Consider the following 14940-nt stretch of genomic DNA (forward strand, 5'->3'; position numbering starts at 1 on the left):
GGCGCCCCTTCCCGGGGTGCGCCGGTCGGCCCTGCCACGCCCGTACCCGACAAGGACTGGAAGGAACGGCACGATGATCGACTGGACCGAGCAGCAGCAGGAGTTGAGAGACCGCCTGCGACCGTGGGCCGACTCCCTGAGTGCCGATCACATCGAGTGGGACAGGCGGGAGGAGTTCCCCTGGGACAGGTGGAAGACGATCCGGGAGACCGATCTGCTCCGGCTGCCGTTCGGCAAGGAGTGGGGCGGCCTGGAGCAGTCCCTGCCGACCACCATGTACGCCCTGGAGGAGCTCGGCCGGACCTCCCGGGACGCCGGGCTGAACTTCTCCGTCTCCACCCAGATCGTCAGCACCGGTGTCCCGCTCCAGCACTTCGGCAGCCAGGCTCTGAAGGACCGCTACCTCCCGGGGATCGTGGACGGTTCCCGGATCGGCGCACACGCCATCACCGAGCCCGAGTACGGCTCCGACGTCATGAACATCAGGACGACCGCCGTCAGGGACGGCGACCACTACGTCCTCAACGGCAGCAAGAAGTTCATCACCAACGCCCCGATCGCCGACGTCTTCCTGCTGTACGTCCGCACGGGGGCGGCCGGCAGCCCGCTCGGCATCAGCGTCTTCCTGGTGGAGCGCGACACGCCCGGCCTGTCGGTCGGTCCCGCCATGGGCAAGATGGGGCTGCGCAGTTCGCCGTTCGGTGAGCTCCGCTTCGAGGATCTGCGGGTACCGGCGGCGAACCTGATCGGCGGTGCGGGCGCCGGGTTCATCGTCCTGGACTACGTGATGAAGCGGGAGATCCTGCTCTCGTTCAGCATCAACCTGGGCGAGATGGAGCACCGGCTCGCGCGCTGCCTCGAATACGCCCGTACCCGGCGTCAGTTCGGCCAGGAGATCGGGAAGTTCCAGGCGGTCTCGCACCGGATCGCCGATATGAAGATCTCGGTGGAGACCGCCCGCAAGTGGCTCTACGACACCGCCGAGAAGGTTGTCGAGGGCAAGGACGCGACCATCGACGTCGCCGCCACCAAGGTCGTGGTCAGCGAGGCGAACAAGGCCACTGCACTGGCCGCACTGCAGCTCTTCGGGGGTTCCGGCTATCTCACCGAGACGGGGCTGGAGTTGGACGTGCGCAACGCCCTGTCCGGAACGATCTACTCGGGAACCTCGGAGATCCAGCGCACCCGGATCGCCTCGATGCTCGGCCTTTAGAAGTACTCCGGCCCCAAGCGGTACTCCGGGCCCGCAGCAGTGCTCGGCCTGTCACCAGCCACCCACCCAAGGAGAACCATGTCGGCCACCACCGTCGCCGCGGACGACCATGCGAACCTTCTGCGATCCACCGAATTCCTCGACTACGAGGCTCCCGAGATCCGGTCCTTCGTCGACCGGGTGATCAAGGACAAGGACACCTCTGCGCGCGAGAAGGCCGTCCGGCTGTACTACGCGGTACGGGACGACGTCTTCTACGAGGTGTACGGGACGGACCTCTCGCGCACGGGCCTGCGGGCCAGTTCGATCGCGGTCCAGGGCCAGGGCTTCTGCCTGCACAAGTCGGTCCTGTACGCCGCCGCGGTACGGGCCGTCGGCGTCCCGAGCCGCCTGGTCTTCGGGGACGTGCGCAACCACCTGGCCTCCGACCGGCTCAGGGAGCACATCGGGGGTGACGTCTTCTTCCACGCGTTGACCTCCGTCCACCTCGACGGCCGGTGGGTCAAGGCCACCCCGGTGTTCAACAAGATGCTGTGCCGGCTCTACGGGATGACCCCGCTTGAGTTCGACGGCACCGCCGACAGCCTGTACCACCCGTTCGACGGCGACGGCCGCCGGCACATGGAGTTCCTGCAGATGCACGGCGAGTTCGACGACCTGCCGTACGAGTTCGTCATGTCGCAGATGCGGGCCAAGCACCCGAAGTTCCTGTCCGGCTCCGGCACGGTGGCCAGCGGCTCGCTGGCCGACGAGGCCGGGGCGTAGGTCCGGGGCGTAGGTCCGGAGCGGACAGCGGGAATCGAGCAGAGCAGCGGAGGAGAGAAGCATGAGCAAGGCCCAGACGGACGGTTGGCAGGCCCGGGCGCGGGTGGGAGTCGTCGTACCGCACGCGGACGTCGGCCCCGAGTCGGAACTTCAGGCGATGGCCCCGCAGGACGTCTTCATCCACGGCTCGCGACTGCACTTCGGGGCGATGCGCCCCGGCGGGGAGATGGACCCCAAGATCCCGCACTCGCCGGTGCAGGCCTTCACCGAGCCCCCGTTGGTGGACGAGGCCACCGAGCTGCTGGCCGCGGCACCGATTGATGTGATCGCCCTCGGTTTCACCAGCTCGTCCTACGTCCTGGGGCCCGAGGGCGAGCGGAAGCTGTTCACCAGGCTGGCCGAACGCACCAGGGGCATACCGCTGGTGGGCACCTGTGCAGCGGCGGTCGAGGGCCTGCGGGCGCTCGACGCCACCAAGCTGGCCCTGGTGAACCCGCCGTGGTTCGACGACGAGCTCTCCGCCATGGGCTCCTGGTACTTCGAGGCACACGGCTTCGACGTGGTCCACCATGGGGCCTGCGGGCTGCCCAGCAACCAGCGGGAGATCACTCCGGAGGGGCTCTCGGCCTGGATCCGCAGCGAGGTGGCGAGCCACCGACCGGACGCCGTCCTGGTCGCCGGCAACGGCATCCGCGCGGTGGGCGTGATCTCCGAGCTGGAGTCCGAACTCGGCTTCACCGTACTGACGGCCAATCAGGTCCTGCTCTGGCACGCCCTGCACGCGGCCGGGGCCGGGGCCGCCGCCAAGGACATCAACGCGTACGGCCGACTGTTCGGCGCCGTTCCCACCAGCTGAGGAAGTGACGATGGCACTGCTGCCGGCCCACGGCTACCTCGCGGAGTTCTCCGGCCCCGACGGGGAGCGCCACACCGAGCCCCTGATCTGCTGGTGGGAGGACGGCACCCACGTGTTCGGGATGGTTCTGCACCGTGGTTCCCCCCGTCGCGCCGAGCAGATCCCCGGCTTCCTGCGCTACCGCGCGCACCAGCAGGTCCCCACCGGGACGAGCCCGGTCGCCGCCCTGAACTGACCATCACGCCCCGCCCCTGACCGGGCAGGCCCGCACCCCGCCGCGGCCTGCCCGGTCAGGCATGTCGGCCCGCGGCCCGCCCGTGGACCACTCCGCGGTCGGGAAACCGGGCGACGGCCGGGCGAGGCCTCAGGACGTCGGGGCGAAGGCCGCGCGCATGGCGGCCACCAGGGAGCCGAGTGCCTCGGAGGCCTGCTGCGCCTCGTCGAGCGCCGCGCTGAGCGTCTGCTCGTAGGTGGGCGCGGCCTCGGCGTGGCGGCTGCGGCCGAGGTCGGTGAGGACGGTGTAGACACCGCGCTTGTCGTCCGGACACAGGTCGCGGTAGGTGAAGCCGGCCTTCTCCAGGCGGGCGACCAGCCGGGTGACCGAGCTCTGGTTGAGGCCGACCTTGTCGGCCAGTTCCTGCATCCGCAGTTCGCTGTCCTTGGCCACGGCGAGGTTCGCCAGCGCGCGGTACTCCGACAGGCCGAGGCCGTGCTGCCGCTGGAGCACGCCGGCCAGCCGCTCCTCCACGTGTGCGTGCAGGGTGGTGGCGTGCTGCCACATGGCGTCGTCGGGCGCAGCCTCGGGCGCGGGGGTGACGGCACGAGGGGTTGTGGATACCGCGGTCAACAGGGCCTCCTCTTTCTTCGCCGGCTCGCCGAGGTCCGGCCCGTCGAGCGGTGGCACTTGACACAAGAATACATGTGCATGCAAGCTCTTGGAGCAGAGCTTGCTCGTACATACAAATGAATCGGAGCTTCTCCCATGGCCTGGATCTACCTGCTCATCGCCTCCGTCTTCGAGGTGGTCTTCGCGCTCGCGACCAACGCCACCCACGGCTTCACCGTGCTGGGCCCGTCCCTGTTGACGGTCGGGGCCGCAGCCGGCGGGATCTTCTTCCTCAGCCAGGCGCTGCGGACGCTGGACGTCGGCGTCGGTTACACCGTGTGGACCGGCATCGGCTCGGTCGGCACCGTCGTCTTCGGCACCATCATCTTCCACGAGCCGCTCAACGCCTGGAAGGTGCTCGCCTTCGTTCTGATCATCGGCGGCGTCCTCGGTCTCAAGATCTCCGACAAGCTCACCAAGGGCAAGGACTCCGAGCCGCAGGCCGAGCCGAAGTCCGTCATCACCGTCTGATCCCCTCCCCGCATCCCCCAAGGAGCAACGTCATGGCCTGGCTCTTCCTCTCGATCGCCATCGTCTTCGAGATCGCCTTCGCGCTCGGCACCAACGCCACCCAGGGCTTCACCAAGCTGTGGCCGTCGGTGTTCACCCTGCTCGCCGCGTCCGGCGGGATCTTCACCCTCAGCCTGGCGCTGCGGACGCTGGACGTCAGTGTCGGCTACACCGTGTGGACCGGCATCGGCTCCATCGGCACGGTGATCTTCAGTGCCATCATCTTCAAGGAGAAGATCACCCCGGCCAAGCTGGCCTCCTTCGCGGCCATCATCGGCGGCGCCCTCATCCTCAAGCTCGCCGCCGGGGCATGAGCACCATGCCACTGCCCAGCCCCGAGTCGGAACTGTCCGACTACGTCCGCCAGGCCGTCGGGCTCTCCGTCGAGCACGTGGCACGCGGCGGAATCCCGTTCACCGCACTCGTGGTGAACCGCGGCCAGGTGCTCGGCACCGGGGTCAACCGGGTACGCGAGGACCGTGACCCGACCGCCCACGCCGAGGTGGTCGCGATCCGCGAGGCGATCAAGCAGCACGGTATGTACGTGGTCGCGGACTCCGTACTGGTGGCCTCCGGCGAACCCTGTGCGCTCTGCTACCTGACGGCCCTCTACTCGAACATCGGCCATGTGGTGTACGCGGCCGACCGCCAGCTGGCCGCCGCGGGCGGGTTCGACTACCGGCGCTCGTACGACATCTTCGCCACCGACCCGGTGAGCTGGCCGATGAAGGTCACCTCGCTACCGGTGGAGGGGGCGCGCAAGCCCTTCGACGACTACCTGGCCCGCCACTCGCACTGACCGGTCGGTCCTAACCGCCGCACTCCGAGAGGAGAACGACTCATGACGACCACCATCAAGGTCTGGTCCGACTACGTCTGCCCGTACTGCCTGCTGGCCGAGGAGCCACTGCGCAAGGCCATCGAGGGTCTGGACGTGGAGATCGAGTGGATGCCCTTCGAGCTCCGCCCCCACCCGGTGCCCACGCTGTACCCGGAGGGCGAGTACCTGCAGACCGTCTGGGCCCGGTCGGTCTACCCGATGGCCCGGCGGATGGACGTGCCCATCCGGCTGCCCGACATCTCCCCGCAGCCGTACACCCGACTGGCCTTCGAGGGCTACCAGTTCGCCGCCGCGCACGGAAAGGGCACGGAGTACACCCCGCGCCTGCTGCGGGCGTTCTTCCAGGAGAACCTGGACATCGGCGACATCGAGGTGCTGGTCCGGCTCGCCGGCGAACTTGGCCTTCCGGTCGAGGAGTTCAGGACGGCCCTGGAGGAGGGGACGTACACCGAGGCCCACCAGAAGGCGCTGCGGCTGGCCGAGGCCAACGACATCCACAGTGTCCCCACCCTGATCATCGGCGGCACCCAGCGGATCGAGGGGGTGGTCGACCCGGAACGGATCCGCCGGGCGATCGCGGCCGCCGAATCGGAGAGCCGGATCGAGTCGGGTACCGCCTGCGGCATCGACGGCTGCTGAACTCCCCACCGCCCTGCGCCGCTTCGCCCACCGCATGACGAAACGACGGGAAAGTCCTTGAGAACGGACACCGACCGCGCGAGCGCGCGCGGCCTCCGCTCCGAATTACGCGGTCTCGGCACCGACTACGCCGCCCCCGAGGGGCGGCACGTCCTCGGCGCGATGACCTTCGGCACGCGCTCCTTCGCCGCCCTCCACCCCGACGGCCACCCGGAGCTGGGAATCCGCACCGCCTCCCCCGGGTTCGACACCGTCCAGGAGGTATGGACCACCGACTCCCGCCCCGAGCACGGCACCGACCACGGACTGGCCTTCGCCCACGACGGCGAGTACCTCTACTGCATCGGCCACATACCGGAGTTCGGGGTCTACCAGCACCACTCCCGCTCAGCCTACGAGTCGGCCTTCCGGCTGATCGACGAGCTGGGCTACCCGCACATCTTCCGGATGTGGAACTTCGTCGGCGCGATCAACGGGAACAACGCCGAAGGAGTGGAGATCTACCGGGACTTCGTCGCCGGACGGGCCGAAGCCTTCGCCTCCTACGGCGACGGCACCGGCCGCATGCCCGCCGCCACCGGCATCGGAATGCACGGCACCGGCATCGGATTCGCGTTCCTGGCCTGCCGGAGCGGAGCCGTCCGGCACATCGAGAACCACCGGCAGACACCCGCCTACCACTACCCGCAGGAGTACGGGCCCAAGCCGCCGAGCTTCGCGCGCGCCACCCGCCTCCTGCCGGGCTCCGCCGAGGACCGTGGCACGCTCTTCGTGTCCGGCACGGCCAGCATCCTCGGCCACGAGACCGTCCACGCGGGTGATGTCGACCAGCAGTGCAAGGTGACCCTGGAGAACATCGCGGAGCTCATCGGCTCGGCCAACCTCTCCCGCAGCGGCCTGGACCACGGCTACGAGCTGACGGACCTGGACTCCCTCAAGGTCTACGTACGCCATCCGGAGCACCTGCCGATCGTCCGCGCCAAGTGCGCCGAGGCGTTCTCGGCCCGGGCCGGCATCGCCTATCTGCACGCCGATGTCTGCCGCTCCGACCTGCTGGTCGAGATCGAGGGCATCGTCCCCGACCCCACCTGGTGACCGCCGGACCGGACGACACCGTCCGGTCCGGCCCGGCGCCGACACAGTGCCGGACAACACCGCTTCACAGCTCGGGAATTGAGGAGTCATGCCGCACCGCGCAGCCACCACGACCGACGGGCCGAGATTCGGCGTGGTACTCCCCGGCCGGGAGACAGTGATCGCACAGAACCACTACGCCCGGCATCTGGCCGGGCTGTCGGCACTCGCAGAGGAGTCGGGTTACGACTCGATCTGGGCCGGGGAGTCCCCGCTGGCCCGCTCACGGATGGACCCACTGCTCGCGCTGGCGGCGGCCTCCGCCGTCACCGCACGCGTGGAGCTGGGCACGGCCGTCCTGCTCCCGCTCCGCTCCCCCGTCCAGCTCGCCCATGAACTCGCCTGTCTCGACCGGCTCTCCGGTGGACGCCTGGTGGCCGGAGTCGGCGCGGGTTTCCGCTCCGCCGCCACCGAGGCCGAATTCACCGCCTACGGCGTGCCGTTCAAGGAGCGGGTCGGCCGGCTCGCCGAGACCGCCGAGATCTGCCGCCTGCTGTGGACCTCACAGGGCAAGCCGGTCTCCTACCGCGGCAAGTACCACAGGATCGACGACGTCGTGCTGCTCCCGGTACCCGAGCGGCCCGGCGGCCCGGCGCTCTGGCTGGCCGGTGCCACCGACTTCGCGCTGCGCCGGGCCGGCACCGGCTACGCAGGCTGGATGCCGACCAGCACCACCGCGGCCGAGTTCGCGGAGGGCTGGACGAAGGTCCAGGAGGCCGCAGCCGAGGCGGGCCGCACCGCCGAGGAGGTGACCCCCGCGGTCTATCTGACGATCGCCGTCGACGAGGACGCCGAACGGGCCGAACGCACCCTCCAGGACTTCGTCGGCTCGTACTACCGGCTGGACCTGCCCACCATGCGAACCACCCAGGGCATCTACGGCGGCACCGCCCGGCAGGTTGCCGAGTGGGTGCAGGGCTACCTCGACGCCGGCGCCCGCCACGTCGTGTTCCGGCTGGCAACCTCGGATCTGGGCGAGGAGAGCTACCGAGCCGCCATGCACCGGATCGCCGGGGAACTGCTCCCGTCCCTGCGCCGGCCGCTGTCACAGCCCGTCGGTGTGGGATGACAACGGACAGCACCGTGGTCCCGGCCCCCAGCGGGGGCCGGGAGGCCGCCGCACGGGCACGCGTCTGGCTGACGGCCTGGCCGGTGACGGCGGTCTTCATCCTCTCCAACGTCCCCACTCCCCTCCTGGTGGTGTGGCGGCACCGGCTCGGCTTCTCCACCGGGACTCTGACGGTCGTCTTCGCCGCGTACATCGTCGGGCTGCTGGCCGCACTGGCGGTGGCAGGCGTCGCCTCCGACCGGATCGGCCGCAGGCCGGTGCTGATCCCCGCGCTGCTGCTGGCGGCCGTCGCCTGCGTGATCTACGCGACGGCGGCCAGCGTGGCGGCCCTGCTGGCCGCCCGCGTCCTGACCGGGCTCGCGGTGGGCGCGATGGTGTCCGCCGGAATGGCAGCCGTGTCCGAGACTGCCGGGCCCACGCAGAAGAGGTTCGCCGCGCTGGTGGGCTCGGTGGCCATGGTGGTCGGTGTGGGTACCGGACCACTGCTCTCCGGGCTGGTGTCGGAGCTGCTGCCGTGGCCCACGGTGACGGTCTTCCTCATCGAACTCGCCTTCCTGGTCTCGGCCCTGGCCGTGGTGCTGCGCCTGCCACGGCGCAGCACAGGACCGGCCGCCGAGCTGCCCTGGGTGCGGCTGCCCTCCGTGCCCCGGGCCAACCGCCCCCATCTGCTGCTCGGCCTGGCCGTCTTCGCACCGGGCATGACCGGGACGTCGTTCGTACTCGCCATGGGCCCCTCGCTGCTGGCGGGGCTGCTCGGCACCACCGACCGCATCGTGGCCGGTGCCACGGCCTTCGTGATGTTCTGGACGGGCGCGGCGGTCCAGTTCGCGATGCGGCGCGGGCGGGTCCGTACCGTCCTGGTCACCGCCGGAGTCTGTACGGCGGCCGGGATGGCGGCGACCGTCGTCGCCGTGCTCGCCTCCTCGGTCGTGTCGCTGTTCGCCGCCGCCCTGCTGGCCGGCGCGGGGCAGGGGATGAGCCAGCTCGGCGGCCTCTCCCTGCTCGGCTCCGGTGTCGCCGCCGGCCGCCTGGCAGAGGCCAACGCAGCCCTCAACGTGGGCGGCTACCTCCCCGCCGGGGTACTCCCGGTCATCGTGGGCTATCTGAGCGACGGCATCGGCATGACCACGAGCACCACACTCTTCGGAGTGGTCATGGTGACCGCCGCCGTGATCGGCGCCGTATCAGTCGCCAACAGCCGCCATCGGGCGCTGACGGCCACGCACTCCTGAGGGCTCCCGCGCTCGGACCGACGACCGACGACCAACGACCAACGAGCGACGACCAACGACCGACGACCGACCCTGCCCGGCGGGGGCCACGGGCGGCCACCCGACTCCGGGTCCGCCACCACCCGTGGCCCCCGCTCCGGCCGGCCCCCAGAAGCGTCCCGAGGGAGCGCACTGCTTCGTGCGCGCCCGGCAATCGTCATGCCCCGGCCCCGCTCCCTCTTCGCACCGTCCCGCTCTGCTCACCCTCGCCACCAAGCCTGGTGGGCTGCCGACTTGCCCCATGACGGCGGACAGCCGATCCACCCAGGCTGCCAACCTGCTCCGGACAACCGACGTGAGGATGGAACGATGCCCGTACTCTCGGCTCCCTCGAAGCTGAAGCCCACCGCATCCCGGTGGGCACCGAAGCTCTCCAGACGGTCAGCGCAGGACCTCGGACAACACTGGCCCCTGACCGTCCAGCAGGCGGACGCCCTCCGCCTCGACAAGAACAGCGCAGCGACAGAACCCCACGCGGCCGAGCGGGACAGCGTCCTGGTCGCACTCTTCGACCGGCACTTCCCCGGGCTGGTACGGCTCGCCACGGCCCTCGGCCTCGGCCAGGAGGAGGCCGAGGACGTGGCCGCCGAGGCCTTCTGCCAACTGCACCGGCGTTGGAGCACCCTCCAGACTCCGGACTCGGCCTCCTGCTACCTCCGGAACACCGTGCTCAATCTCTCCCGTATGCGGCTGCGCCACCTGCGAGTTGTCGACCGACATGCGTTACGACACCCCGAACCGGCCGAGGAGAGCGTCTGCTCCGCCGAACTGTCCGTGATCCAGCGGGACGACCGCCGCCGGGTTCTCACCGCCCTGCAGGCGCTGTCGGACCGTCAGCGACAGGCCCTGGTCCTGCGCTACTGGCACGGCCTCAAGGAAGCCGAGATCGCCGAGATCATGGGGATCTCCGTCGGGGCGGTCAAGTCCCACACCTCTCGAGGAATGTCGAAGCTGGCCCAGGTCATGAACCAGGCGGCGTAGCCGGCCGGGCTTTTCGCCTCCCGACGGCAGTCGTCCTCCCGGAAGACAGCCGTCGGAACGCGGCACCCAGGAGGGCCTGGCCGGTGACTCTGCCGGCCAGGCCCTTGGACCCTCCGGCGATCGGGGGGTCCAGGACCGACCGGCAATGGGGAGCGCGGGTCAAGGAGCGGCGCTCCCTACTGCCGGTCGGTCTGAGGCTCAGACGCTCGCCTCCGCCGGGCGCTTGAACATCCGGGTGGCGGTGATCTCGCCGTGGATGGCCGGTCCTTCCGGGTCCTGCGGGGCCGGGAGACCGGGGCGCAGGTGTTCCTCCACCGAGATGTACTTCAGCCCGGCCCGCAGGTCGGCGTCGTTGCGCAGGCGGATGACCAGCGGGAACTCCGCCAGCGCGGTGGTGTCGAACAGGCCGGTGGTGTAGATCAGCTGGACCCCGAGGGCGTCCGCGACCGCGCGCTGGAGCTCCAGCAGGTAGGTGGCGTTGGCACGGCCGATCGGGTTGTCCAGGAAGAGCGTTCCGGCGTGGCGCAGTTGGGACTGGCCCCGGTCGTTGGCCCGCAGTGCGGCCATCGTGCAGTAGAGGGCGATGGCCGCGGTGAGCAGCTGGCCGCCGGAGAAGACGTCGGACATCTGGCCGACGCCGACGCGCTCGGCGCGCAGCACCGCGTCCGGCTTGAGGATCTCCACGCTGACGCCCCTGGGGCCGATCGCGGCGGCAACCCCGCGCAGCAGCAGGGACATTCCGTCGCGGCGCAGGTCGCTGTTCTTCTTGACGGCGGCCCGGGTGGCCTCGTCGATGACCTCGCCGAGGCGCTCGACCAGTACGGCGTGGTCCGGGTCCTCGAAGCGGATCCGCAGGAACTCCTGCCCCGACCACTCCCCCAGGCCCTCGGGGAGGCGGGAGAGCCGCTGGGCGGCGCGCAGGGTGGTGAGCGAGCTCTCCACCAGGCCGCGCAGTCGGTCCACGATGCTGCCCCGGTTGCGTTCCAACTGCGCCAACTCGTCGGTGAGGACACGCAGTCGGGGCGCGAAGGCGGTGGCCCAGGCGGCGGCGTGGTCGGGCAGGGCGGCGGCGGGCAGTTCGCGGATCTGCTGGCGGGCGGGGGTACGGACGGCCTCGTAACGGGCCGCGTTGGCGTGCCGGATGAGCGCGTCGGCGGCGTCGCGGACGGCGAGTTCGGCGGCGGTCAGCTCGGTGGCGGCGGCGCGCAGCGTACGGCGGGTGTCGGTGGCGGCGGCGCGGGCCTCGGTGAGGCTGCCGAGGTAGGGCTCCGAACTCTGCTCGGGCTCCTCGGGGTTGTCGCGCAGACCGTCGCGGAGCTGGGCCGCGGCCTCGTCGAAGTCGGCGGCGGCGCTCTGCGCGGCGTCCAGGGTTCGCTGGAGGTCGGCGCACTCCAGGCGTGCCGTCTCGACCTGCTCGCGGCGCTCGGCGAGCAGCGAGGTGGCGGTGCGCAGCAGACTCTGGGCGTGCTCGGGGTCGGTCGGGACGAGGTCCTCGGGCAGCTCGGTGTGGGCCTCGGCGCCGTCGGCGGGGGCTGAGCGCTCGGCTTCGCCGCGCAGGCGGCCGAGTTGCTCGCTGGCGGCCTGGCTGCGGGCCTCGATGGTGGCGACGAGTTCCTCGGCCCGGGATACTGCCGCCTGGCGGGCGGGGCCGTCGGCACCGTCGGGGCTGGAGAGCAGTTCCTCGGCGCGGGTGCGGACCTTGTTGGTGAGCCGGTCGAGTTCGGTGGCGGCGGCGGCCTCGTCGCCCTCGGCGCGGGCCTGTTCGGCACGCAGATCGGCGCCGACGCCGACCTTCTCGTACAGCTGGGAGGCCGCCCGGTACGCCTCGCGCAGGGCGGGCAGCGAGGCGGGGGCCAGGTCGGGCTCGTCGATCTCGGTACCGGCGGAGATCTCGGCGCGTTCGGCACGCAGGGTGCGCGCGGTGCGGCGGGCGTCGTCGGCGGCGCGCTGGGCGGCACGGCGGTCCTCATCGCAGGTGCGGGCGCGTTCGGCGCAGACGGCCTGACGGCGCTCGCACTCGGCGGCGTCCTCGGTGAGTTCGCGCCGGCGGCGGGCCCAGTTGGCGCGCTCGCGCAGGCGGAAGGCCAGACCGGCCAGCGCGTCGGCGCGGCGTCGGGCGCGCTGGGCGGCCTCGCGGCGCTCCTCGTGGGCGGTGGCCGCGGCGGTGTGGTCGGTCTCGGCCTCGGTGTGTTCGGCGCGCAGGGTGGCGAGTTCGGCGCCGGCGGTCTCGGCGGCGAGGGCGGCGGCCGCGACGGCTTCGGTGAGTTCGCCGAGGGTGCCGGGCGGGCAGCTGGCGTGCCAGGAGGCCAGGCGGGCGGCGAGGGCGCGGTCGTGGCCGAGGCGGGCGGCGAGTTCGCGGATGTGCTCCTCGCGGGCGGTGGCGCGGCCGCGCAGTTCACGGCGCTCGTCGTCGGCGGCGCGCTCGTCGTGCATGGCCGGGTTTGGCGGCACGAGGAAGAACGCGGGCTCGTCGGCGATCGGGGCTACCAACGACGCGGCGGTGCCGACGGCGACGGTGGAGCGGGGCAGCAGGGCGGCGGCCTGGAGCGCCTCGCGGGCCCGGTCGAGCGAGCTGGGGTCGGTGACGACGACGCCGTCGACCAGCTCGGGACGGGCAGCCAGGATCGCGTCGTGGTCGGCCGGGTCGACGGACTGGGCGAGGTAGCGCCAGCCCGGCAGGGCGGGGATGCCGTGCTCGCCGAGGTACTCGACGGTTGCGAGCACGTCGGGGCCGGGCGGCAGCAGGCCACCGTCGCCGAGGGCAGCGAGGATCCGGGAGTCGTCGGCAGCGGCGGTACGCAGGTCGAAGAGGGTGCGCTCGGCGGTGGCGATGGCCTGGTCGAGCTGTTCGCGCAGGTCGTCGGCGGTGACGTCGAGGACGGCGGGGGTGAGGAAGCCCTCCTCTTCCTCGGCGCCGTCCTGGTAGGGGGTGAGGGAGAGCAGGTCGGCGAGCCGGGGTTCGGCGGCGAGCTGTGCGGCAGTGCGCTGCTCGGCGGCGAGCGCGCGCCGGGTGGCCCCGAGGGCGTCGCTGGCGCGGGCGGCGGCCAGTTCGGCCTTGGCCTCCAGGGAGGCTGCCTCGCGGACCCGGACGGCGGACTGTTCGGCGGTGGCGCGGGCCTTCTCCAGCGCTGCGGTGGCGGCCTTCTCGGCGTCGGCGGCGTGCAGGGCGGCGCGGGCGGGGTCGGCCTGACCGTTGATCGCGGCGTCCGCGTCGGCGTCGATCCAGCCGGCCTCGACGGCGGCCTGGGTCTCCTGCTCGACCTCGGCGAGGCGCTGGCGCAGGTGCTCCTCCTCGCTCCTGGCCTTCTGGGCGGCGGTCGCGGCGGCGGTGGCCTCGGCCTGGGCGGCGGAGCCGTGGCTCTGCAACTCCTCGGCGCGCAGCTCCTCCTGGTCGGCGCGGGTCTCGGCGGCGACGGCGGCGGTCTCCAGCGCGCGGGCCAGGGCGCCTGCGGCCTTGGCCCGCGCGGCGAGCGCGGGGGCGGCGTCCAGTTCGGCCTCGCGGATCGCGGCGGCGACGCGGGCGACCCGGTCGGCGGCGGCGCGGTGGCGCAGGACGGCCTCGGCTGCCTGCCAGGCGGAGTGCAGGGTGCGGGCCTCGGTGAGTTCGCGGCGCAGGGCGGCGGCCTCGGTGGTGGCGGCGGCGAGGCCCAGGGTGGCGTGCCGGTGGGTCAGTTCGGCGACGATCAGCGAGTGCCTGGTGCGGTCGGTCTCGGCGGCGGTGACGGCGCTCGCGGCGGCGGCGACCTCGACGGCCAGGTCGTGGGCGCGGTCGCGTTCGGCACCGGCCCGGGCGGCGAGGGCGTGGGCGAGGCGGCGGGTGCGGCGCTCGGCGGTGCGGTGGGTCTCGCGGACACTCTCGCGGGCGGTGGTGCAGTCGACGATGCGCTGGAGCAGATCGAGCGAGCCTGCGGTGAAGTCGCGTTCGGCGGTGAGTTCGGCCCGGCGGCCGAGCTTGGCGGCGAAGCCGTGGACGAGGTCGGCGAGGCCGTCGGTGTCGCGGGTGTCGGTGACCGCCCGCAGCAGCAGGTCGGTGAAGTCGGAGTCGTGCTTGACCGCGAAGAGACCGGCCGCCTCGCCCTCGTCGGCGTTCATCTCCCGCTGGTAGCGGAAGAGTTCGGGGTCGAGGCCGAGCTCGCCGAGGTGTTCCGTCCAGCGGTCGTGGCCGTCCTCGAAGGTGAGGTCGAGGTAGGGGTGGGCCTTGCCGGTCTCGGTGAGGGCGTCGCGGAAGCCCTTCATGGTGCGGCGCCGCCCCCGGGCCTTCTGGTCGGCCAGGTTGATCCGCTCGGCGACGGGGAGCGAGTCCAGGGTCAGGCCGGGTCCCGGACGGAAGGAGTACCAGAGCTCGGCGAACTTGCGCGGGTCGGAGGAGACCTGACGGCCGCGCCACTCGCTGACCTTGCCGACCACGATCAGCTCACCGGTGACGGTGTGCTGCCACTCCAGGGCGACGTGCCCGCAGTCGTCGGCGAGCAGGAACTTGCGCAGCACACCGGAGCTGGCGCCACCGAGGGTGTTGCGGTGCCCTGGCAGCATCACCGAGAAGATCAGCTTGAGCAGGACGGACTTGCCGCCGCCGTTCTCCAGGAAGAGCACACCGGCGGGCGCGGGGCGGCGCTGCGGGCCGTCCGGGTCCTCGCCGAACAGACCGATCTGCTGCGGCGCGGGCTCGGGCACCGGCTCGCCGACCCCGCGCAGGTCGAGCACGGTGTCGGCGTAGCGGGCGCCGGCCGGTCCGATCGAGTAGAGGCGGACCCGGTTGAGCTCGTACATGAGGT

Annotated in this window: 14 protein-coding genes; 12 read left to right on the top strand and 2 right to left on the bottom strand. The window is 71.7% G+C overall.

Going from position 1 to position 14940, the window contains the following annotated elements:
- Nucleotides 1–73: 73 nt before the first annotated feature.
- From P3T39_RS25405 to P3T39_RS25420, 4 genes are all read left to right on the top strand, one after another.
- Complete coding sequence (locus tag P3T39_RS25405) at nt 74–1213, top strand: acyl-CoA dehydrogenase family protein (protein WP_280701259.1); 1140 nt, start codon at nt 74–76, stop codon at nt 1211–1213.
- A 78-nt stretch (nt 1214–1291) separates the two neighbouring features.
- Nucleotides 1292–1978: a transglutaminase-like domain-containing protein gene (locus P3T39_RS25410; protein WP_280701260.1), complete on the top strand. Its 687-nt coding sequence runs from the start codon at nt 1292–1294 to the stop codon at nt 1976–1978.
- Between the two features lie 61 nt (nt 1979–2039).
- Nucleotides 2040–2834, top strand: coding sequence for a maleate cis-trans isomerase (locus P3T39_RS25415; protein WP_280701261.1), 795 nt, complete (start codon nt 2040–2042; stop codon nt 2832–2834).
- Nucleotides 2835–2844: 10 nt separating this feature from the next.
- Nucleotides 2845–3069, top strand: a complete 225-nt coding sequence (locus tag P3T39_RS25420) for a DUF6253 family protein (protein ID WP_280701262.1) — start codon at nt 2845–2847, stop codon at nt 3067–3069.
- Nucleotides 3070–3198: 129 nt separating this feature from the next.
- Here P3T39_RS25420 and P3T39_RS25425 read toward each other — a convergent pair whose 3' ends face one another.
- Complete coding sequence (locus P3T39_RS25425) at nt 3199–3615, bottom strand: MarR family transcriptional regulator (protein ID WP_280701321.1); 417 nt, start codon at nt 3613–3615, stop codon at nt 3199–3201.
- A 201-nt stretch (nt 3616–3816) separates the two neighbouring features.
- On the opposite strand from P3T39_RS25425, the gene P3T39_RS25430 reads away from it, so the two are divergent.
- From P3T39_RS25430 to P3T39_RS25465, 8 genes are all read left to right on the top strand, one after another.
- Nucleotides 3817–4191, top strand: a complete 375-nt coding sequence (locus P3T39_RS25430) for a multidrug efflux SMR transporter (RefSeq protein WP_280701263.1) — start codon at nt 3817–3819, stop codon at nt 4189–4191.
- Between the two features lie 32 nt (nt 4192–4223).
- On the top strand, nt 4224–4544 hold the full coding sequence (locus P3T39_RS25435; RefSeq protein ID WP_280701264.1) for a multidrug efflux SMR transporter: 321 nt from the start codon (nt 4224–4226) through the stop codon (nt 4542–4544).
- Nucleotides 4541–5029: a nucleoside deaminase gene (locus P3T39_RS25440; RefSeq protein ID WP_280701265.1), complete on the top strand. Its 489-nt coding sequence runs from the start codon at nt 4541–4543 to the stop codon at nt 5027–5029. Before P3T39_RS25435 ends, P3T39_RS25440 begins: the two co-directional genes overlap by 4 nt.
- 42 nt (nt 5030–5071) lie before the next feature.
- A complete protein-coding gene (locus P3T39_RS25445) occupies nt 5072–5710 on the top strand; it encodes a DsbA family oxidoreductase (protein ID WP_280701266.1) in 639 nt (212 codons plus the stop codon).
- A 57-nt stretch (nt 5711–5767) separates the two neighbouring features.
- Nucleotides 5768–6805 (top strand): FkbO/Hyg5 family chorismatase, encoded by a 1038-nt coding sequence (locus P3T39_RS25450; protein WP_280701267.1) that lies wholly within the window; start codon nt 5768–5770, stop codon nt 6803–6805.
- A gap of 88 nt (nt 6806–6893) precedes the next feature.
- On the top strand, nt 6894–7913 hold the full coding sequence (locus P3T39_RS25455) for an LLM class flavin-dependent oxidoreductase (protein ID WP_280701268.1): 1020 nt from the start codon (nt 6894–6896) through the stop codon (nt 7911–7913).
- Entirely contained in the window at nt 7910–9145 is a 1236-nt protein-coding gene (locus P3T39_RS25460; RefSeq protein ID WP_280701269.1) for an MFS transporter, read from the top strand. Before P3T39_RS25455 ends, P3T39_RS25460 begins: the two co-directional genes overlap by 4 nt.
- A gap of 348 nt (nt 9146–9493) precedes the next feature.
- Entirely contained in the window at nt 9494–10165 is a 672-nt protein-coding gene (locus P3T39_RS25465) for a sigma-70 family RNA polymerase sigma factor (protein WP_280701270.1), read from the top strand.
- 198 nt (nt 10166–10363) lie between these two features.
- On the opposite strand, the gene P3T39_RS25470 is transcribed toward P3T39_RS25465, so the two are convergent.
- Nucleotides 10364–14935, bottom strand: coding sequence for a hypothetical protein (locus tag P3T39_RS25470; RefSeq protein ID WP_280701271.1), 4572 nt, complete (start codon nt 14933–14935; stop codon nt 10364–10366).
- Nucleotides 14936–14940 lie beyond the last annotated feature (5 nt).

The sequence above is a fragment of the Kitasatospora sp. GP82 genome (assembly GCF_029892105.1).
Classification (GTDB): Bacteria; Actinomycetota; Actinomycetes; order Streptomycetales; family Streptomycetaceae; genus Kitasatospora.

Excerpts from the sequence above, each read along its gene's own strand:
- P3T39_RS25405 (WP_280701259.1), top strand. The coding sequence starts at position 74 with ATGATCGACTGGACCGAGCAGCAGCAGGAGTTGAGAGACCGCCTGCGA.
- P3T39_RS25410 (WP_280701260.1), top strand. The coding sequence starts at position 1,292 with ATGTCGGCCACCACCGTCGCCGCGGACGACCATGCGAACCTTCTGCGA.
- P3T39_RS25415 (WP_280701261.1), top strand. The coding sequence starts at position 2,040 with ATGAGCAAGGCCCAGACGGACGGTTGGCAGGCCCGGGCGCGGGTGGGA.
- P3T39_RS25420 (WP_280701262.1), top strand. The coding sequence starts at position 2,845 with ATGGCACTGCTGCCGGCCCACGGCTACCTCGCGGAGTTCTCCGGCCCC.
- P3T39_RS25425 (WP_280701321.1), bottom strand. The coding sequence starts at position 3,615 with ATGTGGCAGCACGCCACCACCCTGCACGCACACGTGGAGGAGCGGCTG.
- P3T39_RS25430 (WP_280701263.1), top strand. The coding sequence starts at position 3,817 with ATGGCCTGGATCTACCTGCTCATCGCCTCCGTCTTCGAGGTGGTCTTC.
- P3T39_RS25435 (WP_280701264.1), top strand. The coding sequence starts at position 4,224 with ATGGCCTGGCTCTTCCTCTCGATCGCCATCGTCTTCGAGATCGCCTTC.
- P3T39_RS25440 (WP_280701265.1), top strand. The coding sequence starts at position 4,541 with ATGAGCACCATGCCACTGCCCAGCCCCGAGTCGGAACTGTCCGACTAC.
- P3T39_RS25445 (WP_280701266.1), top strand. The coding sequence starts at position 5,072 with ATGACGACCACCATCAAGGTCTGGTCCGACTACGTCTGCCCGTACTGC.
- P3T39_RS25455 (WP_280701268.1), top strand. The coding sequence starts at position 6,894 with ATGCCGCACCGCGCAGCCACCACGACCGACGGGCCGAGATTCGGCGTG.
- P3T39_RS25460 (WP_280701269.1), top strand. The coding sequence starts at position 7,910 with ATGACAACGGACAGCACCGTGGTCCCGGCCCCCAGCGGGGGCCGGGAG.
- P3T39_RS25465 (WP_280701270.1), top strand. The coding sequence starts at position 9,494 with ATGCCCGTACTCTCGGCTCCCTCGAAGCTGAAGCCCACCGCATCCCGG.
- P3T39_RS25470 (WP_280701271.1), bottom strand. The coding sequence starts at position 14,935 with ATGTACGAGCTCAACCGGGTCCGCCTCTACTCGATCGGACCGGCCGGC.